A 17,972-nucleotide genomic window follows, 5' to 3' on the forward strand; every position below is an offset into this window, starting at 1 on the left:
GCCGGCCCGCGCATGCCAGATGAGAGCCACACGGACCCGACAGGTCGGGTGCGTGGGCAGCCGCATTGCGAGCGACGGACCGGCCACCTGGAGCGAGCCTCGCCAGGCCCGTTCCTGGGGTCAATGCAACAAGTAGCCGCGATGACGCTCGCTCCTGCCGCCCCGACGTGTGCCTCCGAGCACCCCGCAGCGCCGCGTCGGATGCGCGTCAGACCGTGAGGAGGTACTCCGAGAGCCTGAGCTCGAGGAGCGAGGAGTGCTCCCGGGGCGGCGGCAGGCCCGGGGCTCGTGATCGGTGCCGATGACCGGTGGGAGTGCTGGTCTCGACCTCGTGCGGGTGGTCGTCGACGGGGCGGGCCGACCAGCCGGTGGCCTGCTTGGCGTGGTTGCAGCCCTCGCAGAGGCCTTGCCCGTTGTGCGCGGTGGTGGCGCCGCCCTCGGCCCGGGAGCGGACGTGGTCGTGGTGGCGTACCGGGGCGTCGCACCAAGGCGTGCGACAGGTGCGGTCCCGGGCGTCGAGGTAGCGCGCCAACCCTGTCGGGAAGAGTCGCGCGGAGGAGTCCATGGCCACCAGCTGGCCGGTGTCGGGACTCGCGTAGAGCCGGCGGATCGTGGCCAGGCCGGCATCGTGAGCCCGGGCGATCAGGTCGCGGACGTCGTCAGCGGGCAGCGGCACGGGCGCCACGCCGGGACCGGAGACCCAGCCGGGTCGGTCGCCGGCCCCGTCGGGGAGGTTGAGCAGCGTCGCGTCCGAGACCGTGACCTGCACGGCCACCGGGACGACGGGCACCGGCGGCGACCCCGCCTGGTCGTCGGGGGTCGCCGGTCGCAGCAAGGCGCCGACGAAGGTGTCGGCCATGACCTGCCCACGGGACCGCTCGTCCCCAGCAGCGCGTGCGGCGTCGGCCGCGCGCGACAGCACCGCGTGCACCGCGACCCCCTGGGCCAGGGGGACGACGGCGGAGAAGCGCACCATCCCGTCCGGAGCAGGGCGCAAGCTGGTGTGCCGCTGGGCGACCGCCTTGGCCCTGCGGGCGACCGTGGCCGCGGGATCGGCGGCGTAGGCGCGGGTGTCGACCTCGGCGCGGAACCGGCGATCCCCCCAGCCCAGCGTGGTGTCGGGGTCGGCCATGAGAGCCGCATCGATCGCGAGGCGGTCCTCCAGCGACAGGCAGGCCGTCCCCTGGGCCATCTGGATCGCGCGCCACTCGCTGCACCGACCGGCCTCCATCGCTGCCAGCGTGTGGGGCAGCTCGGAGCACAGGACCACCGCCAGGCCGAGGTGGATGCCGCCACGGTGCGGGGACTCCCGCCGTGCGAGCGCGACCTCCGCGGCGATCCCCCGCTCCCGGGCCGCCGCCGGCTGGTCCGCCCGCTGTGCGACCCGCGTCTCCTTCAGGGTGACCGCGAGGCGGGCCTGGATCGCAGCGACGGTGTTCTTCAACGACTCCAGCTCGTCGAGCACGTCCACCGCCGCCGCATCCCGGCACGACTCGTCGAGCGACCCCACCCACGCGGCACGCTCCCGCACCTGCCGCTGCAGGTCGCCGCGCTCCGGGATGGCCGAGTCCATGACTCGATCCTAGTCGAACACCAGTTCGAAGACAAGGGTTTAGGGGTGCAGTCATGAGCAGCTGCGGGCTCGCGCCCGGGGCCGGCCCGCCCGGTCGCGCCCCCGTCTGAGGTAGGCCACGCCAACGTCTGAGGTAGCACCCAGCCGCAGATAGGGAGCCCGCCCGATGTGCCGGCGTACCTCAGCGGACGAACCTCGACCACGTCGCCTGGACCGGGCGACGGAGACGAGGAGAGCACCATGACCTACGACAGCGCCGGCTACCTCAAGGCCGAGCTCGAGTACCGCGCCCAGCGCATCCGGACCACCCGCGGCGACCGTCGCCGGCACGTGCGGGTCCCGCTGGTCCGCCGCCCGGCGGACCGGACCAGCTGACCGGCTCGGCCCGATGGCCGCGTCCACCAGCGCCACGGCACCAGGACACGCGATCATGGCTCCCGTGGTGACCCCCACGAGCCGAGTCCTGGTCGGCCGAGACGCCGAGCTGGCCGAGCTGGGCTCCCTGCTCGGCGTCCGGTCGTCGGAGGCTCCCGGGGCGGGGCGCACCACCGGCGCGGTGCTGCTCGGCGGCGACGCCGGCGTCGGCAAGACGCGGCTGCTCACCGAGCTGCGCGACCTCGCCTTCACCGAGGGCTGGCAGGTCGTCGCGGGCCACTGCCTCGACTTCGGTGACAGCGCCCTGCCCTACCTGCCCTTCACCGAGATCCTCGGCCGGCTCGCGGGCGACCACCCCGACGTCGTCTCCGAGGTGAGTACGGCGCACCCGGCCCTCGCCCGCCTCCAGCCCGGCCGCCGGGTGCTGTCGGGGGAGCTGTCCGGCGAGCACGCGGGCGCCCTGGACCGCACCGAGCTCTTCGAGGCCCTGCACGCGCTGCTCACCGCCGTCGCCCGGACCGCCCCGCTGCTGGTCGTCGTCGAGGACGCCCACTGGGCCGACCAGTCGACCCGCGACATGCTCTCCTTCCTCTTCAGCCGCCCGGTGGACCAGCCGCACCGCAGCGGCGGCCTCGTGGTGTCCTACCGCGCCGACGACCTGCACCGGCGGCACCCCCTGCGCCGCCAGGTCGCCGAGTGGGCGCGGATGCGCGACGTCGGCCGGGTCCAGCTCGGGCCGCTGCCGGAGACCGCGGTCGGTGCCCTCGTCGCCGAGCTCGCCCCCGAGCTCCCCGAGGACCGCCTGCGCGCGGTGACCGCCGACGTCGTGGCCCGCGCCGAGGGCAACGCCTTCTTCGTCGAGGAGCTCGTGGGCGCCGCGACGTCGTGCGGCGGCACCACCGACCTGCCCGTCGACCTCGCCGACGTCCTGCTGGTGCGGCTGGACCGGCTCGACGACACCGCCCGCCAGGTCGTCCGCGCCGCCAGCGTGTCCGGCCGCCGGGTCGGTCACGAGATGCTCCGCGCGACGGCCGGCCTCGACGACGCCGCTCTGGACGCCGGTCTCCGGGGGGCCGTCGACCTCAACGTCCTCGTCGCCGACCGCGGCGCCTACGCCTTCCGGCACGCCCTGCTCGCCGAGGCGGTCTACGACGACCTGCTGCCGGGCGAGCGGGTGCGCCTCCACGCGGCGTACGCCTCCGCCCTGAGCGCCGGCTCCGCGCCCGGCACCGCGGCCGAGCTCGCGCGGCACGCACGGGCGGCGATGGACCTCGACACCGCCCTCGAGGCCTCGGTCCGTGCCGGTCGCGAGGCAGCGCTGGTCGGCGGTCCCGACGAGGCCGCCCAGCACCTGCAGCAGGCCCTCGAGCTGCTCGCGGACCCCCGCCGACCGGCGACGGGCGGAGGGCCGACGGACGGTCCCGACGTCTCCAAGCTCGCGGTCGAGGCCGGCGACGCGCTCAACGCCGCCGGCCACCCGGCCCGGGCGGCAGCCCTCGTGCTCGAGCAGCTGGACCGCCTGGGGCCGGGGGCGCCGCTGGCCGCGCGAGCCCGGCTGCTGTCCGCCCGGGCGTCGTACCTCTACGTCGTGGACACCGAGGAGGACATCCTCGCCCTCTCCCAGCAGGCCGTGGACCTGCTGCCCGAGGACGCCGGCGGCCTGCGCGCGCGGGTGCTCGCGGCGCACGCGCGGATCCTGGCCGGCTGCGAGCGGTACGACGAGGCGCGCGCCGCCGGGCTGGAGGCCCTCGCCCTGGCCGAGCGGCTGGACCTGCAGGCCCTCGCGTCGGAGGCGCTCACCACCGTCGCCGGCCTCAAGAACGCCCCGGTCGACCGGGTCCGGGCCGCGCTGGCCGAGGCGGTCGCGCAAGCGCAGGCCGTCGGCGCGCTGAACGCCGAGCTGCGCGGGCGCTTCCTGCTCGCCCGGTCCCACCAGGACGCCGGTGAGTGGGACGACGCCGTGACCTGGCTGCGCAGCGCGGTCGACCGTGCCCGCGAGGGGCGCGTGCCGTGGGCGCCGTACGGCTTCGAGGCGCGCTGGCAGTGGGCCTGGATCGAGATGGTGCGCGGCGACTGGGCGACCGCCGACCGCCTCACCGACACCACCGGGGACGTGCCGCCCCCGCTGTCCGGCGCCATGCTCGGCAGCATCGCGGTCGTGATGGCGCAGGCCCGCGGGCAGGACGTCACCCGACAGCTGCGCGAGCTGCGGCGCTCCTGGCCGCACGAGGGTGCGGTGGTGATCGGGTCAGCGGGTGTGGAGATGCTGGTCGCCCCGGCGCCGGTGCGGGTCTACGACGACGCGGTCGACCTGCTGTCGCGGCTGTGGCACCCGCTCTTCAGCGCCCGGGTGCGGCTGGCGGCGACCGCGATCGGCGCGCTCGCCGACCGGGCCGCCGACCTCGAGGCCGGCCGGCGACCCGAGGTCCTCGCCGACGTCGCGCGGCTTCACGCCGACGGGCGCCGCGTGCTGGAGCACCACGACGACTGGGGACCCGAGGGCCGCGCCTGGGCACTGCGCCTGGACGCCGAGACGTCCCGGGCCCGGTGGCTGCTCGGGGAGGAGGTGGACCCGGGCGGGCTGGTCGCGGCGTGGGTCGGCACGACCGCGGCGTACGACGCCCTCGGGCACGTCCTGGAGACGGCTCGGTGCCGGGTCGTGCTCGCCACCGTGCTGCGGGCGACCGGCCACACCGCCGGCGCGCGCGAGGCCGCCGACCGCACCCGCGCCACCGCGGAGCAGCTCGGCCTCGCTCCCGTGCTGGCGCAGCTGCGGGCCCTCGGGACCACGCCGGTCCGGGCCACCGCGGACCAGCCGCGCGAGGAGGCACTCACCCCGCGCGAGAAAGAGATCCTCGCCCTCGTCGCCCAGGGACGCAGCAACGGCGAGATCGGCAAGCAGCTGTTCATCAGCACCAAGACCGTCTCGGTGCACGTCTCCAACATCCTGGCCAAGCTCGGTGCGGCGGGCCGCACCGAGGCCGCGGCGATCGCCCACCGCCGCGGCCTGCTCCCCTGACCGGACCGGCCGGACCGACCGGCCCAGCCGGGGTCAGTAGCCGCGCGGCTTGCCGTCCAGGCGCAGCCAGTCGTCGAAGAGCTCGTCCAGCTGCTCTCCGGAGACCTTCTCGGCCAGCCTCTCGAGGTCGCGGGTGCGGACGTTGTCGTAGGCGAAGTCGGCGGCCCAGCGGCGGGCGAGGGCGAGGAAGTCGCGGGTGCCGATCTCGCGGCGCAGGGCGTGCAGGGTCATGGCTCCGCGGGCGTAGACGGGCTCGCCGAAGAGGTCGGCGGGGTCGGTGAACCTTACGGGAGCCGGGCTCCACAGGTCGTCGTCGGCGTCGCGGGAGTAGAGGGCGTCGAAGTGCTCCTGCGGCGTGCGGCCGCCGCGCTCGCCCGACCACATCCACTCCGTGTAGGTCGCCCAGCCCTCGGCCAGCCAGATGTCGTGCCAGTCGGTGAGGGTGACGGAGTTCCCGAACCACTGGTGCGCGGTCTCGTGGACGACCGTCGAGATGTCCGCACCGCCCGGCGGGTAGAACGGCCGGCCCTGGGTCTCGAGGGCGTAGCCGACGTACGCGTCGTCCACCACGTGCCCGCCCGAGGAGAAGGGGTAGGCGCCGAAGAGCTCCTCGCAGAACGCGATGACCTCGGGCAGCACCTCCCGCGCGCGCTCGGACGCACCGACCAGGGAGTCCTCGAAGAACCACAGCGGCAGCCGCCGCCCGTCGACGGAGGTCACCGAGGACTCCACGACGTCGTAGCGGCCGAAGCCGACCACCGCCAGGAACGTCGACATCGGCTCCTCCTGGCGCCAGGTCCACGTGGTGCCGGTGCCGTGCGGGGCGGTCTCCACGAGCTCGCCGTTGGCGACCGCGGAGTACCCCGCCGGAGCCGAGAGCCGGTAGGTGAAGCGGGCCTTGTCGCCGGGGGTGTTGTTGGAGGGCAGCCAGCTCATCGCGCCGACGGGTTCGTTGATCGCGATCGCGCCGTCGGTGGTGCGCACCCAGCCCTCGGTGCTGCCGTCGGCGTCCACGACCTCCGGGGGCCGCCCGTCGTAGGAGACCGTCACGCTGAAGCGGCCGGCGTCGACCACCGCCGACGGTGTCACGACCAGCTCGGTGCCCTCACGCGTGGACCGCGCCGGCTGCCCGTCCACCACCACGGAGGTGACCCGGGGGCCGTCGAAGTCGAGGTGGAAGCTGCGCAGCGCGGTGCGTGCCACCGCGCGGATCCGCACGGTCGCGATCGCCCGGTTCGTCGTCGGCTGGTAGTCGATGCTGACGTCGTAGGCCCGCACCTGGTAGCCGGCGTTGCCCTGCCCGGGGAAGAGCGTCTCCCGCGGCGCCGCGACCGAGGACCCGCCCAGCAGCCCGACGAGGAGGGACCCGGCGAGGCCGGCAGCGAGCGCCGACGTCGTACGTCGCGGGGTGGAGGTCACCCGAGGACGATATGCGCTCGCGCGCCACCGCGTGGCGGTGTCAGCATTCCCTCTCGTGATGACCCGGTGGTGACCCCGTGATCGCCCGGCTGCGTGCCCTGCGCGTCGACGTCACCCCGCTGCGCACCTCCCGCGACTTCCGGCTGCTCCTGGTGGCGGGGACGGTGTTCTACCTCGGCGCCATGGTCACCTACGTCGCGATCCCCTACCAGGTCTACACGCTCACGGGCTCCAACTTCTTGGTCGGCGCGATCGGCATCGCCGAGCTCGTCCCCCTCGTCGTCTTCGGGCTGTACGGCGGCGCGCTGGCCGACCACGTGGACCGCCGTCGCCTCCTGGTGTGGACCGGGCTGGCCCAGGCCGCGGCGACGGCCGTGCTCGCGGCCAACGCCTTCGGTGCGTTCGGCGACCCGAGCGTTCCGCTGGTCTTCGTGGTGGCCGTCGTGCTGGTCTCGACGTCCGCGATGCAACGGCCCTCGCGCGAGGCGCTGATGCCGCGCACGGTCCGCCACGACGAGCTGGTCGCCGCCAACGCGCTGTTCAGCCTGGGGATGCAGGTCGGGGTGCTCCTCGGCCCGGCCATCGGCGGCCTGCTGATCGCCTACGTCGGCCTCGGCTGGTGCTTCGTCGTCGACATCGTCGGCCTGCTGCTCGCGACCGTGATGTACGCCGCGATGCGCCCCTACCCCCATCGCGCCGAGACCACGCCGCCCTCGCTGTCCGGCGTCGCCGAGGGCATGCGGTACGCCGTCGGCCGCCGCGACCTGCTCGGCACCTACCTCGTCGACATCGCCGCGATGGTGCTGGCCTTCCCGGTCGTCCTGTTCCCCGCGCTGGTCTCGGAGGTGTTCGCGCGCCCCGAGCTGCTCGGGCTGCTCTACTCCGCGGAGACCGTCGGCGCCCTCGTCGCGACCGCGCTCTCCGGCTGGACCGCGCGCGTGCACCACCACGGCCGCGCGATCGTGCTCGCCGCGGCGGCGTACGGCGGGTTCATCGCGCTGGCCGGTCTGATGCCGTCGTTCTGGCTGGTCGCGCTGGCGCTGGCCCTCGCCGGAGCGGCCGACATGATCTCGGGCGTCTTCCGCTCGACCGTCTGGAGCCAGACGATCCCGGAGGCGATGCGCGGGCGGCTGGCCGGCATCGAGATGCTGTCCTACTCCCTCGGCCCGCTCGGCGGCCAGGTGCGTGCCGGCGTCACGGCCGACCTCTGGTCGGTGCGCGGCGCGATCACCTCGGGCGGCATCGCGTGCGTCGCCGGGGTGACCCTCACCGCGGTGTGGCTGCGCGACTTCTGGTCCTACGACGAGCGCACCGATCCCCACGCGGTGGCCGAGCGGGCCGCGCGGACCGCCGCGGGCGAGGCCTGAGCCCTCACCCGGCGCGGATCACCACGTCGGCCAGCCCGGCGGGATCGACCTCCGCCTCGTACCGGTATCCCTCGGGCACCCACTTGGTGTCCCACAGGTCCAGCTCTTCGCGGGAGTCGCCTTGGGCGAGGTTGCGGGCCTGGGCGCGGGTGCCCGCGGCCCGGGCGTCCATGTCGATCCACACCGTGAGGTCGAACCAGTCGCGGCGGCTCTCGTGCAGCAGGCGGATCCCCTCGACCACCAGCACGGGCGGCATCGGGTGGTCCTCGACGCCCCGCTCGCCGGTCCACCAGCGGTAGTCGAAGCGCAGCCGCTCCGGCGCCGGCGTGCGGCGCGCGCTCCGGACGAGCTCCTCGACGAGCCGCCAGTCGTGCTGCTCCCACAGGCCGGCTGCGGGGCCGCAGGTCACGGCGTAGAAGCAGTCCGTCGGCACCACCTGGTCCGGCTCGAGACCGAGGTCCGCGCCGAGCCGTCCGGCCAGGGTCGACTTGCCCGAGCCCCCGTGCCCGCTGATCGCGACGACCGGGACCCGGTCGCTGGTGGCGACGAGGTCCTGCACGCGGGCAAGCAGGTCGGGATAGGTGGCATCGGCGCTCATCGGGGGCATCGTGCGTGCTCCCGACCCCGTCGGTCCAGCGGGTTCTAGCGGATCGTCCCCACGCCCGGCACGAGCGGCAGGTCGAGCGCGGTGACCCAGCCGGGCGGCAGGTCGTTGACGGCCGGGACCGCGTTGAGCGCGCGCATGCCGGTCGCCAGGCAGCCGGCCACGGCCGGAGCCCGACCCGAGCCGTCGGTGAAGCGGAACGAGGTCTCCTGGGTGATCGACGGCGAGCCGAGGATGTCGACGCGGTAGACGTCGTCCTGCGACCCGGCCGGCCACTCCGGTGCGGCGTCCAGCCCGATCCGGTTGACGTGCTCCAGCGTGATGACCTCGCGGCCCTGGAAGACGCCGTTGATGGTGAACCGGATCGCCGCCACGTTGCCGGCCTCGATCACGCCCTTGGCGGTCTTGCGGTCGGTGGGGGTGACCCACTTCTCCCAGGTGGTGGTGATGTCGTCGAGCTCGATGCCCGCGGCGGCGGCCATCATCGGGACGGTCGCGCCCCACGCCATGACGAGCAGCTCGGGGATCTCGAGCAGCGGGGTGAACTCGGGCGGGCGACCGATGCCCATCTCGTCCTCGTAGTCGCCCTCGTAGTCGGTGTAGTCCAGCAGCTCCGAGGCGCGCACCGAGTCGACCCGCCCGCACAGGCCCATGAGGGTCAGCGGGAACAGGTCGTTGGCGAAGCCGGGGTCGATGCCGGTGGAGAAGCAGGACGCCCCACCCTCGCGGCACGCCTCCTCGATCGGGTCGAGCCAGCTCCTCGGCGTCTGGGTCATCGCCGGCCAGACCCAGGGGGTCATGGCGGTCGAGCAGACGTCGATGCCGGCGCGGAGGAAGGAGGACATCACGCGGATGTTCTCGTCGGCGTGCTGCGCCGTCGGGCCGTAGTGCACGAGCGCGTCCGGCCGCAGCGCGACGAGCTCCTCGACCGAGTCGGTGCACCGGACGCCGATGGTCCGGCCGAGCCCGCACACCTCGCCCACGTCGCGCCCGACCTTCGCCGGGTTGGAGACCCCGACCCCGACCAGCTCGAAGGCCGGGTGGTCGACCAGCTCGGCGGCCACCATGGACCCGACGACACCGGTGCCCCACAGCACGATCCGCTTCTTCACCAGCGCGCTCATCGGTCGAACGCCGCCCGCACCTGGGTCTCCGAGAGTCCGTAGTCCTTGAGCGAGTAGCGGTGCGACGGCCTGGCGTGCCCGGTGCGCGCCTCCTCGTCGATCGCCTTCACGACCGCCTCGGCCTCGGCCGACAGGGTCAGCCCGAACGCGTCGTACACACCGCGGACCGTGCCCATCGGGTCGGCCTGCAGGTCGGCGAAGTCGACGTCGACGAACTGCGCGGAGTCGTAGCGCGGCCGTGCGTCGTGGAAGGCGTGGTAGGCGCGCGACCACAGGTCGAGCTGGGTGTGGCCGATGACGCCGCCGACGTAGGTGTCGCTGTGGCCGGCGGTGGTGGCGGCCGACAGCGAGCACGACGAGGCGATGCAGACGACCGGGTCGCGGCGCGTGTAGACGACGAGCGCGTCGGGATAGACCGTCATGAGCGCGTCGAGCGCGGTCATGTGCGAGGGGTTCTTCAGCACCCAGCGCTTCTCGGGGTCGTTGAGCCCGATCAGTTGCAGGTTCTCGCGGTGCCGCTCGTAGGCGTCGGTCCAGTCCTGGCCCTTGAGCCACTCGGTGTAGCGCGGCAGGTTGGCCAGCGACTCGTAGGAGTTGGACTTGCCGGTCTGGCGCAGCAGCCGCCAGCACTCCTCCTCCGAGGTCGCGTCCATGTAGTGGATCCCCATGAAGTCGGGGTCCTCGACGTGGTGCGCGGCGAAGGCCTGCTGCATCGCGGCGAAGATCGGGTCGGCGTCCCACGTCTCGCGCGGCGGCCGCGGCTGGGGGTACTGCGTCAGCCACATCTCCAGCCCCTGGTGCGCCGGGTCCGCGGCCAGCAGCCGGTGCAGCGCGGTGGTGCCCGTGCGCGGCAGGCCCATCACGAAGATCGGCCGCTCGATCGGTACGTCGGCGTGCTGGGGCAGCGCGTTGAACTGCGCCTGGGTCAGCAGCCGGCCGACCAGCGCGCTCTTGACCTCGCTGCGCTGGAAGTAGTTGCCGCGCCCGGTGAGGCCCGCCTCCTCGGAGTTGAGGTCCTCCACGAGCACCCGCAGCCCCTCCTCGTGCGCGGTGCCGCCGAAGTCGTCCATCCCGACGGTCCGCACCGCCGCGGCCACGATGTCCTCGTAGCTCCCGACGTCGGCCCGCTCGCGGGTCATCACGTTGTCACTCATGTCATCTCCGGGGTGCAGGCTTGAGGTCGGCGGTTGAGGAGGCGCGCCAGCGCCGTCTCGAAACCCCGACCGCTGGTCTCGAGACGGGCCTGGCGGCCCTCCTCGACCGGCGGATCGCGGTCAGTCGTGGAACTCGCCGCAGTCGACCGTGAGCATCTGCCCGGTCACCGCGGAGGCCAGGTCGCTGGCGAGGAAGAGCGTCGCGCGGGCGACCTCCTCCGACGACGCGAGCCGCTTGAGGTCGGTGGGTGCTGCCTTGTCGGCGTACACCTCCTCGTGCGTCTTGTTCTCGACCGCGGCGAGGAAGTCGAAGTAGCCGCGGTTGACGTCCTCGTAGATGTACGACGGCGCGACGCTGTTGACCCGGATCCCACGCGGCCCGAGCTCGGTCGCCAGCGACGACGCGAGGTGCTCCAGGGCGCCCTTGGAGAGCTTGTACCCGGCGAACTCCGGCTGGCTGGAGAAGGCCACGCACGAGTTCAGCATGATGATCGAGCCCTTCGACTCCGCCAGGGCGTCGGCGAAGAGCGCGGAGAGCCGCAGCGGGGCGAAGACGTTGGTCTCGTTGACCTTGGCCAGCTTGCGGGGGTCGATCTGGGTGATCGGGTCCATCGGGGGGATCGCGAAGGCGTTGTTGATGACGCAGTCGACCCGGCCGAACGCCTCCAGGCTCTTCGCGACCAGGTTCGCCCGCGAGTCCTCGTCGGTCACGTCGGTGACCACCGTCGCCACCTCGGCACCCAGCTCCCGGACCTCGGCGGCGACCTCGTCGAGCCGGGACTCGGTGCGGCTGGCGATCACCAGCCTCGCGCCCATCTTCGCGGCCTCGACGGCCAGCGACCGCCCGAGGCCTGGCCCGATCCCGGAGACGACGACCACCTTCCCGGCGAGCAGCGGGACGGGGGAGTAGCGCTCCTCGATGGAGGTGTCGTGCGCGTCGGCGTAGCCCAGGGTCTCAGTCACCCGGCGATACTAGAACGTGTTCTAGGTTTGGTCGAGAGGTCTGGCGGGGCAGGTCGGGAGCAGCTCGTGGTCCGGCAGGACCGCCCGACCTCGGACAGGTGGCACGACCATGACCGACCCGACCGATCGCCCCCTCCTCCCCGGAGCCGGCGCCTGCCTGGTGTCGCGCAACGTCCTGTCCGGCGCCGGACGGGTGCGCTGGATGGTGCGCGAGTTCTCGCAGGTCGCCGCCGACAACGGTTGGCGGATCTTCTCCGAGGTCGACACCGAGGAGTACCTCCACGACGCCGCCAACCTGGAGGTCGTCGACTTCAACCGCGTCTGCGAGATCGAGCCTGCCCTCCTCGACATCTGGGACCTGCCCGTCGGCTCGGACCTCGAGCTGGTCCGCGACGGCGGGCGCCTCTCCCTCGTCGACACCGCGACGGGTGCGCCCGTCCCCCTCGACCACCTGCACGTCCCAGCGCCGCACCGCGGGTCCTGGCGCGACACGACCAGCGAGCAGGCGCAGGACGACCTCGACGAGCTGCTCGACGTGGTGCTGACCTTCGCCGACGAGCAGGTCGCGAGGGCCGGTGCGCTGGCACCCTTCGGCGCCAGCGTCGACACCGACGGAGCCGCGGCGCTGGCCGCGGCCGATCCGACGTCGGCGGGCTCGGAGACGGTCCTCGCGGTGCTGCGGGACGGCTTCCGGAGCCGGGCCGGGGCGCTGCGGGCGGTGGCGGTGGTCGCCGACGTGCGCACGGCCGACTCCGACGCCGTCCGGGTCGAGCTCGAGCACCGGGAGGGGACGTGCCTGGTCGTGCTGCAGCCCTACTCCCGCAGCAGGTTGCGGAAGAAGGTCACGTTCGGGGCGATGAGCGTCTCCGTCGGGGAGCGCCACACCTGGGCCTGAGGTTCAGCCGGCGTCGGTCAGGGCGTCCTTCATCGCGACGTTGAGCCCCGCCTGCGGGTCGGGGACCGGACCGGGGTCGTGGCTGGTCGAGGTGTCCTCGAGCCGCACCGGCTCGGGCAGGGCGGTGAAGTCGCGAGGAGTCGTCATGCAGCGACGGTACGCCGGTGCGGGGGTCGTGACGAGGGGTGCGCTCCCGATGACCGCTCGGTGCGGGTCAGCTGATCATCCGGCGGGCCACCCCGCGCTGCCGGGCGGCGATCCGCGCGGCGTACTTCTCGGCGGTCAGCGGAGCCAGGTGCGGCAGCCGGGACGGCACGTCCGCGAGCTTGACCACCTCGACGGTCGGCCCGTCCTCGGGGCCGAGGTCGCGCTCGAGCCGCTGCCAGCGCAGCATCATCGAGCCGGTGCGGTGGCCGGTGGTCTCCAGCCAGTTCGCGAGGTACGGCGCCGCCGGGTCGCCCGAGGGCGGGTGCTCGGAGACCACGAACCGCATCACGCCGTCGGGGTCGCAGGCCGCCTGCGCCTTGGTCAGCGAGGTCTGGTGGGTCTCGTAGTCGGTCGAGGCGTACCAGTCCGACCCCACCTGGATCGCCTGGTAGGCCGCCTCGTCGCACCGCGGGACGCTGACGACCATCGCCTCGTCCTCGCCCAGCGCGTAGTGGCCGATCGAGGACCGCTGCGAGGAGAGCCCGCCGGGGGTGGACTGCGGGGCGGTGAGGGTGTTGACCGGCTCGGCGTACTGGAACCAGTGGGGGAAGGCGAACCACGTGCGGATCGAGGAGGTGATCGAGCGGGCGGCGACCTCGTACTTCTTGGTCAGCAGCTCGCGGGTGAGCGGCCTGGCCGGCTGCCCGAGGGTGTCGGTGCGCTCGATCGTGATCCAGCCCGGCTCCTCGTGCTCCCAGTCGCAGAAGACCTCGCGCACGATCATCGTCTTGGCGCCCGGCTCGGCGACGTAGGTGAACTCGAAGGATCCGTCGGCGTCCCGCTGCAGCTCGCGGTCGTCGAAGGCCATGAGCGAGGTGGCCGCGGAGTCGGCGGTGTAGGCGCCGCCCATGACCTGGAACGACAGGTCGGCCGAGGTGCCGCGGCGGCCGCGGACGACGTACTCCACGCCCTCGCGGAGGTAGGCGTTGAAGTAGATCGCGTCGGGGTTGTCCAGGCCCTGCCGGGAGAACTGGTGCGTGGGCTGGACGAAGAGAGGCCGGTCGAGGTCGTAGTCGAAGGCGGTCTGCATCGCCATCCGGATCCGCCCCGCGAGGTAGTCGTAGCCCTCGAGCAGGTCGGCCTCGGTGCGGATGAACGGCGCGGCCGCGACCAGTCGCTCGCCCTCGGCGATCGCCTCGCGCAGGGGTGCGGTGAGGTCCCAGGAGCCGTCGGTGCCGGGGACGTCGGGGTTGGCCGAGGGCTCGGTGCCGTGCGGGGCGTGCGTCATGACAGCGCTCCCGGGCTCAGCCGTTGACCTTGGCGATGACGTTCTCGGCGTACTGCTCGAGGTGGCGGATCTTGGTCTCCAGCGGCTCGGTGTCGGGACCCTTGATGTAGGGCACCCGGAAGCCGACGATGCAGTCGGTGACGCCCTTGTCCTCCAGGCGCTTGATCCCGTCGACGGTGTAGGCGTCGAAGGAGATGACGTGCACCTCGAAGTCGTCGCGGGTGTCGCCCTCCTCCTCGCGGATCTCCTTCAGGCGCACGAGCAGGCGGTCCAGCTCCTCGCCGTCGCCGCCGGCGTGCATCCAGCCGTTGCCCTTGCGCACGGCCCGGCGCAGCGCGGCGTCGACGTGGCCGCCGACGAGCAGCGGGATCGGGGCCGGGGCGGCCGGGCACTGCTTGAGCGACTCGATCTCGTAGAACTCCCCGGAGTAGGAGAAGTACTCGCCCGTGGTCAGGCCCTTGAGGATGTCCATGCACTCGTCCATCCGCTTCCCGCGCTTCTCCCACGGCACGCCGAGCGCCTCGAAGTCCTCGGGCCACGGCGAGAGCCCGACGCCCAGGCCCAGGCGGCCACCGGAGAGGTGGGCCAGCGACGAGGCCTGCTTGGCGACCAGCACCGGCGGGCGGACGGGCAGCTTCAGCACGAAGGGCGTGAGCCGCAGCGTCGTGGTGTGCGCGAAGAGGTGCGCGCACAGGATCATCGTCTCGATGAACTCCTTGCCCTCGAGGAACTCGCGGTCGCCGGTGTCGGTGTAGGGGTACTTGGAGTTGGAGTGCTCGGGATAGATGAGCGAGTCCGCCACCGTCATCGACGTGTAGCCGGCAGCCTCCGCGGCCTGCGCGAGGGGTGCGTAGTAGCTGGCCTGGGTCATCGCCTCGGCGTAGGTGAACCGCATGTCCGAACAGTAGAACCTGTTCTAGATTTGTGCCAGAGTCCCGCTCGTGGACCTCCAGGAGATCAGCGACCGGCTCGAGATCGCCGACGTCGTCACCCGCTACACCCGGGCCATCGACACCGGCGACTGGGACCGGCTCGACACCGTGTTCACCCCGGACGCCGACATCGATTACGTGCAGTCCGGCGGCATCCACGACACCTATGCCGTGGTCAAGCCGTGGCTGGCCGAGATGCTGCCCGCCTTCTTCCCGCACCGCATGCACACGATCGGCCAGGTCGACGTGCCCTGGACCCCGGGCGCCGACGAGCTCGAGGTCTGCGCCTACTTCGACAACCCGATGCCGATGGACGACGGCCAGGGCGGCACCAAGATCGTCGAGGTCGGCGGGATCTACCACCACACGATGGTCCGGACCGCCGACGGCTGGCGCTCGCGCAAGCTGTTCGAGCAGGTCGTCTGGAAGCGGGGGCTCTAGTCGTGCCCGGCCTCCCCGAGGAGCGTCCGCCGGGCCTCGACTCCCCGATGACCGGGCGGATCATCAAGTACGGCGCCAAGGCGCAGGTCGCGGTCTTCCGCGCCACCAACGGGCGGATCGGGCGCTACTGGCGCATCGGCGCCGGCTGGCGGAAGCCTGTCCCGACGCTGCTGCTGCACCACGTCGGTCGGAAGTCCGGCACCGAGTTCACCACCCCGCTGCTCTACCTCCGCGACGGCGACGGACCCGGTGCCGACCTGGTGGTCGTCGCCTCGCAGGGCGGCCTGCCCAAGAACCCCCAGTGGTTCCACAACGTGGTGGCCGGCCCCGACTGCGCCGTCAGCCTGCCCGGCCGCCGGCGGGTCCCCGTGCGCGCCCGCCAGGCCTCGCCCGAGGAGAAGGCCGCGCTCTGGCCCCGCCTCGTCGAGCTGTACGCCGACTTCGCGAAGTACGCCGAGTGGACCGACCGGGACATCCCGGTCGTCGTGCTGACCCCGCGCTGACCCACCGCTGTCCCGGCCGGACCCGGCGCGGACCCAGCGCCGGCCGCGCGGCCCCGGCGCCGCCCCGGCTTGGCTCGACCCGCCCCGGACGCGATGATGGGCGGGTGATCGACCGGCTGCGCGACGAGGACCACCCCGTGCTGACGGGCCTGGTCGCCCTCGTGGCGGTCGGGCTGGTCGTCGGACTCGTGCTCGGGGGCGTCGCGCTCGGCGCGACCCGCGTGCTCGGTGTCGGCGACGAGGACACCTCGGCCACCGCCAGCGACGACGTCGACTTCTTCCTGCCCAAGCCGTCCCCGACCGACGGCCCCTCGGGCCCGCTCATCACCCTGGCGCCGGAGGACGGCGGCTCCTCGGAGTCGGCGTCCACCGAGCCCGAGCCGGAGGAGACCGAGGAGACCGAGGACGCCGAGGGCGAGATCACCCTCACCGTCGGGCAGGCCAGCGTCGGCGTCATGCAGAACATCGACCTCACGGGCGTCTACCCCGGCGGCGAGGGCGCGGTGCTGCAGGTGCAGAAGTTCAGCGGCGGCTGGCAGGACTTCCCGGTCACGGCCGTGGTCAGCAACGAGACGTTCGCGACGTACGTCCAGACGAGCACCCAGGGCGTCAACCGTTTCCGGGTCGTCGACAACGACAGCGGCGTGACGTCCAACGAGATCAAGGTGACGGTCGGCTGATGGCCGACCGGCGTCACGGCCCGGCCGCCCTGCTGCTGGCCGGTACGACGCTGGTCGCGCTGGGCCTGGTCGGGTGCAGCGACGACGAGCCCGCCGTCGGCGGCACAGGCACCGGCGACGGCGACCCCGCTGCCGGGCTCCAGGTCCGCCCCGTCCTCGGGATGCTCGCCGAGCTCGAGTGCGAGCCGAGCGACGTGCCGGAGCCTCCCGGCAACACCGCCGCCGACGAGGAGGCCGCGCTGTGCGACCTCGACGGCCTCGGGTACCGGCTCGGCCCTGCAGTGGCCGCCCAGGAGGGCGTCGAGGCCGCCGACCTCTACCGCACGGGCGACGCCTGGCGGATCCAGGTGACCCTCGACCCCGAGGCCACCGAGGCGGTCGCCGGGCTCGCCGAGGACGCCGCGTCCTCGGACAGCCGGATCGCGTTCGTGGTCGACGGCCTCGTGCTCAACGCACCCGCCGTCGGCGGCACGATCGGCGGCACGCTGCAGCTGGTCGGCAGCTGGACCGGCGCCCAGGCCGAGGACTACCGCGCGCGGATCGCGCCGTAGCCCCCGGCCAGGGCCGGGTGGTCGGCTAGGCGTTCACTCCGGCACGTAGTCGAAGGTGTCGGGGTCCGGGCCGCGGCGACCCGACGGGCCACGGTCCAGCGCGCTGATCTGCGCGACCTCCTCGGGGCTCAGCTCGAAATCGAAGATCGCGAAGTTCTCCTCCATGCGCTCGCGCTTCATCGACTTCGGGAACACGATGTCGCCGCGCTCCACGTGCCAGCGCAGGGTGACCTGCGAGGGGGTCTTGCCGTGCGCGGCCGCGATCTTGCCGATCACCTCGTCGTCGAGCACCGCGCCCTGCGCGATCGGGCTCCACGCCTCGACCTCGACGCCGTGCCGGATCGAGGCGGCCCGGGCCTCCTCGTTGGGGAAGTAGGGGTGCACCTCGATCTGGTTCACCACCGGCACCAGGCCGGTCTCCTCGACGATCCGGTCGAGGTGCGCGGGCTGGAAGTTCGACACGCCCACCGACGTCGCGCGCCCGTCGGCCACGAACTCGCCCAGCGTGCGCCACGTCGAGACGAAGTCGCCGTCGTACAGCGTCGGGAGCGGCCAGTGGATGAGGAACAGGTCCACCCGGTCCAGGCCGAGCTCGGTGAGCGTCTGGTCGAAGGAGCGACGGGCGTCGTCGGGGCGGTGGAAGCCGTTGTTGAGCTTGGAGGTCACGTAGAGCTCGTCGCGGGCGATGCCCGAGTCGGCGATCGCACGGCCCACGCCGGCCTCGTTCTGGTACATCTGCGCGGTGTCGATGTGGCGGTAGCCGACCTCGAGCGCCGTGCTCACGGTGGCGGCCGTCTCCTCGGGCGGCACCTGGAACACGCCGAAGCCGAGCTGCGGGATCGTCGTCTGGTCGTTCAGGGTGATCGTGGGAACGGTCATGCCCTCCACAACACCAGCCGGTGGAGCGGTATTCACCACCCACCGGGGATCGTGAGGA

The 17,972-nt window shown here is 73.1% G+C and carries 18 protein-coding genes; 8 read left to right on the plus strand and 10 right to left on the minus strand.

The window, feature by feature from the left end:
• Window positions 1–208: 208 nt before the first annotated feature.
• Complete coding sequence (locus Q1V71_RS14155; protein WP_300644563.1) at window positions 209–1,573, minus strand: HNH endonuclease signature motif containing protein; 1,365 nt, start codon at window positions 1,571–1,573, stop codon at window positions 209–211.
• Between the two features lie 240 nt (window positions 1,574–1,813).
• On the opposite strand from Q1V71_RS14155, the gene Q1V71_RS14160 reads away from it, so the two are divergent.
• Both Q1V71_RS14160 and Q1V71_RS14165 read left to right on the plus strand, forming a co-directional pair.
• Window positions 1,814–1,948, plus strand: a complete 135-nt coding sequence (locus tag Q1V71_RS14160; protein WP_300644565.1) for a hypothetical protein — start codon at window positions 1,814–1,816, stop codon at window positions 1,946–1,948.
• A 55-nt stretch (window positions 1,949–2,003) separates the two neighbouring features.
• Complete coding sequence (locus Q1V71_RS14165; RefSeq protein WP_300644567.1) at window positions 2,004–4,967, plus strand: helix-turn-helix transcriptional regulator; 2,964 nt, start codon at window positions 2,004–2,006, stop codon at window positions 4,965–4,967.
• 33 nt (window positions 4,968–5,000) lie between these two features.
• Here the strand turns inward: Q1V71_RS14165 and Q1V71_RS14170 are convergent, their stop codons facing one another.
• Window positions 5,001–6,386: a M1 family metallopeptidase gene (locus Q1V71_RS14170; protein WP_300644569.1), complete on the minus strand. Its 1,386-nt coding sequence runs from the start codon at window positions 6,384–6,386 to the stop codon at window positions 5,001–5,003.
• Window positions 6,387–6,463: 77 nt separating this feature from the next.
• Between Q1V71_RS14170 and Q1V71_RS14175 the strand changes: the two genes are divergently transcribed.
• Complete coding sequence (locus tag Q1V71_RS14175) at window positions 6,464–7,753, plus strand: MFS transporter (protein ID WP_300644571.1); 1,290 nt, start codon at window positions 6,464–6,466, stop codon at window positions 7,751–7,753.
• A 4-nt stretch (window positions 7,754–7,757) separates the two neighbouring features.
• Here Q1V71_RS14175 and Q1V71_RS14180 read toward each other — a convergent pair whose 3' ends face one another.
• The 4 genes from Q1V71_RS14180 to Q1V71_RS14195 form a co-directional block, all read right to left on the minus strand.
• Window positions 7,758–8,351, minus strand: coding sequence for a hypothetical protein (locus Q1V71_RS14180; protein WP_300644572.1), 594 nt, complete (start codon window positions 8,349–8,351; stop codon window positions 7,758–7,760).
• 44 nt (window positions 8,352–8,395) lie between these two features.
• Entirely contained in the window at window positions 8,396–9,481 is a 1,086-nt protein-coding gene (locus Q1V71_RS14185) for a diacylglycerol kinase (RefSeq protein WP_300644574.1), read from the minus strand.
• Window positions 9,478–10,635, minus strand: a complete 1,158-nt coding sequence (locus Q1V71_RS14190) for a sulfotransferase (protein ID WP_300644575.1) — start codon at window positions 10,633–10,635, stop codon at window positions 9,478–9,480. The genes Q1V71_RS14185 and Q1V71_RS14190 overlap by 4 nt, the downstream gene beginning before the upstream one ends.
• Before the next feature lie 120 nt (window positions 10,636–10,755).
• Window positions 10,756–11,598, minus strand: coding sequence for an SDR family oxidoreductase (locus tag Q1V71_RS14195; protein ID WP_300644577.1), 843 nt, complete (start codon window positions 11,596–11,598; stop codon window positions 10,756–10,758).
• A gap of 109 nt (window positions 11,599–11,707) precedes the next feature.
• Here Q1V71_RS14195 and Q1V71_RS14200 point away from each other — a divergent pair, with 109 nt between their 5' ends.
• Window positions 11,708–12,493, plus strand: a complete 786-nt coding sequence (locus Q1V71_RS14200; protein ID WP_300644579.1) for a DUF2185 domain-containing protein — start codon at window positions 11,708–11,710, stop codon at window positions 12,491–12,493.
• Window positions 12,494–12,496: 3 nt separating this feature from the next.
• Here Q1V71_RS14200 and Q1V71_RS14205 read toward each other — a convergent pair whose 3' ends face one another.
• From Q1V71_RS14205 to Q1V71_RS14215, 3 genes are all read right to left on the minus strand, one after another.
• Window positions 12,497–12,640 (minus strand): hypothetical protein, encoded by a 144-nt coding sequence (locus Q1V71_RS14205; RefSeq protein WP_300644581.1) that lies wholly within the window; start codon window positions 12,638–12,640, stop codon window positions 12,497–12,499.
• Between the two features lie 67 nt (window positions 12,641–12,707).
• Window positions 12,708–13,928, minus strand: coding sequence for a hypothetical protein (locus Q1V71_RS14210; RefSeq protein ID WP_300644582.1), 1,221 nt, complete (start codon window positions 13,926–13,928; stop codon window positions 12,708–12,710).
• A 16-nt stretch (window positions 13,929–13,944) separates the two neighbouring features.
• Window positions 13,945–14,823, minus strand: coding sequence for a TIGR03619 family F420-dependent LLM class oxidoreductase (locus tag Q1V71_RS14215; protein ID WP_300644584.1), 879 nt, complete (start codon window positions 14,821–14,823; stop codon window positions 13,945–13,947).
• Window positions 14,824–14,869: 46 nt separating this feature from the next.
• On the opposite strand from Q1V71_RS14215, the gene Q1V71_RS14220 reads away from it, so the two are divergent.
• The 4 genes from Q1V71_RS14220 to Q1V71_RS14235 all read left to right on the plus strand — a co-directional run bounded on the left by Q1V71_RS14220 (window position 14,870) and on the right by Q1V71_RS14235 (window position 17,035).
• Window positions 14,870–15,301, plus strand: a complete 432-nt coding sequence (locus tag Q1V71_RS14220; protein ID WP_300644585.1) for a nuclear transport factor 2 family protein — start codon at window positions 14,870–14,872, stop codon at window positions 15,299–15,301.
• A 2-nt stretch (window positions 15,302–15,303) separates the two neighbouring features.
• Window positions 15,304–15,804, plus strand: coding sequence for a nitroreductase/quinone reductase family protein (locus Q1V71_RS14225; protein ID WP_300644586.1), 501 nt, complete (start codon window positions 15,304–15,306; stop codon window positions 15,802–15,804).
• Window positions 15,805–15,908: 104 nt separating this feature from the next.
• The gene (locus tag Q1V71_RS14230; RefSeq protein WP_300644587.1) at window positions 15,909–16,484 is read left to right on the plus strand and encodes a hypothetical protein; all 576 of its coding nucleotides are present in this window, start codon (window positions 15,909–15,911) and stop codon (window positions 16,482–16,484) included.
• Window positions 16,484–17,035, plus strand: coding sequence for a hypothetical protein (locus tag Q1V71_RS14235; protein WP_300644588.1), 552 nt, complete (start codon window positions 16,484–16,486; stop codon window positions 17,033–17,035). The genes Q1V71_RS14230 and Q1V71_RS14235 overlap by 1 nt, the downstream gene beginning before the upstream one ends.
• A 33-nt stretch (window positions 17,036–17,068) precedes the next feature.
• On the opposite strand, the gene Q1V71_RS14240 is transcribed toward Q1V71_RS14235, so the two are convergent.
• Window positions 17,069–17,914, minus strand: a complete 846-nt coding sequence (locus Q1V71_RS14240) for an aldo/keto reductase (RefSeq protein ID WP_300644590.1) — start codon at window positions 17,912–17,914, stop codon at window positions 17,069–17,071.
• Between the last annotated feature and the right edge of the window lie 58 nt (window positions 17,915–17,972).

The sequence above is a fragment of the Nocardioides sp. genome, assembly GCF_030149505.1.
In the GTDB taxonomy this organism is placed as follows: Bacteria; Actinomycetota; Actinomycetes; order Propionibacteriales; family Nocardioidaceae; genus Nocardioides.

What these genes read in the sequence shown, in the direction of transcription:
- Q1V71_RS14235 (WP_300644588.1), top strand. Translation starts at nt 16,484, where the DNA reads ATGGCCGACCGGCGTCACGGCCCGGCCGCCCTGCTGCTGGCCGGTACG.
- Q1V71_RS14210 (WP_300644582.1), bottom strand. Translation starts at nt 13,928, where the DNA reads ATGACGCACGCCCCGCACGGCACCGAGCCCTCGGCCAACCCCGACGTC.
- Q1V71_RS14205 (WP_300644581.1), bottom strand. Translation starts at nt 12,640, where the DNA reads ATGACGACTCCTCGCGACTTCACCGCCCTGCCCGAGCCGGTGCGGCTC.
- Q1V71_RS14185 (WP_300644574.1), bottom strand. Translation starts at nt 9,481, where the DNA reads ATGAGCGCGCTGGTGAAGAAGCGGATCGTGCTGTGGGGCACCGGTGTC.
- Q1V71_RS14155 (WP_300644563.1), bottom strand. Translation starts at nt 1,573, where the DNA reads ATGGACTCGGCCATCCCGGAGCGCGGCGACCTGCAGCGGCAGGTGCGG.
- Q1V71_RS14215 (WP_300644584.1), bottom strand. Translation starts at nt 14,823, where the DNA reads ATGCGGTTCACCTACGCCGAGGCGATGACCCAGGCCAGCTACTACGCA.
- Q1V71_RS14160 (WP_300644565.1), top strand. Translation starts at nt 1,814, where the DNA reads ATGACCTACGACAGCGCCGGCTACCTCAAGGCCGAGCTCGAGTACCGC.
- Q1V71_RS14165 (WP_300644567.1), top strand. Translation starts at nt 2,004, where the DNA reads ATGGCTCCCGTGGTGACCCCCACGAGCCGAGTCCTGGTCGGCCGAGAC.
- Q1V71_RS14190 (WP_300644575.1), bottom strand. Translation starts at nt 10,635, where the DNA reads ATGAGTGACAACGTGATGACCCGCGAGCGGGCCGACGTCGGGAGCTAC.
- Q1V71_RS14240 (WP_300644590.1), bottom strand. Translation starts at nt 17,914, where the DNA reads ATGACCGTTCCCACGATCACCCTGAACGACCAGACGACGATCCCGCAG.
- Q1V71_RS14200 (WP_300644579.1), top strand. Translation starts at nt 11,708, where the DNA reads ATGACCGACCCGACCGATCGCCCCCTCCTCCCCGGAGCCGGCGCCTGC.
- Q1V71_RS14180 (WP_300644572.1), bottom strand. Translation starts at nt 8,351, where the DNA reads ATGAGCGCCGATGCCACCTATCCCGACCTGCTTGCCCGCGTGCAGGAC.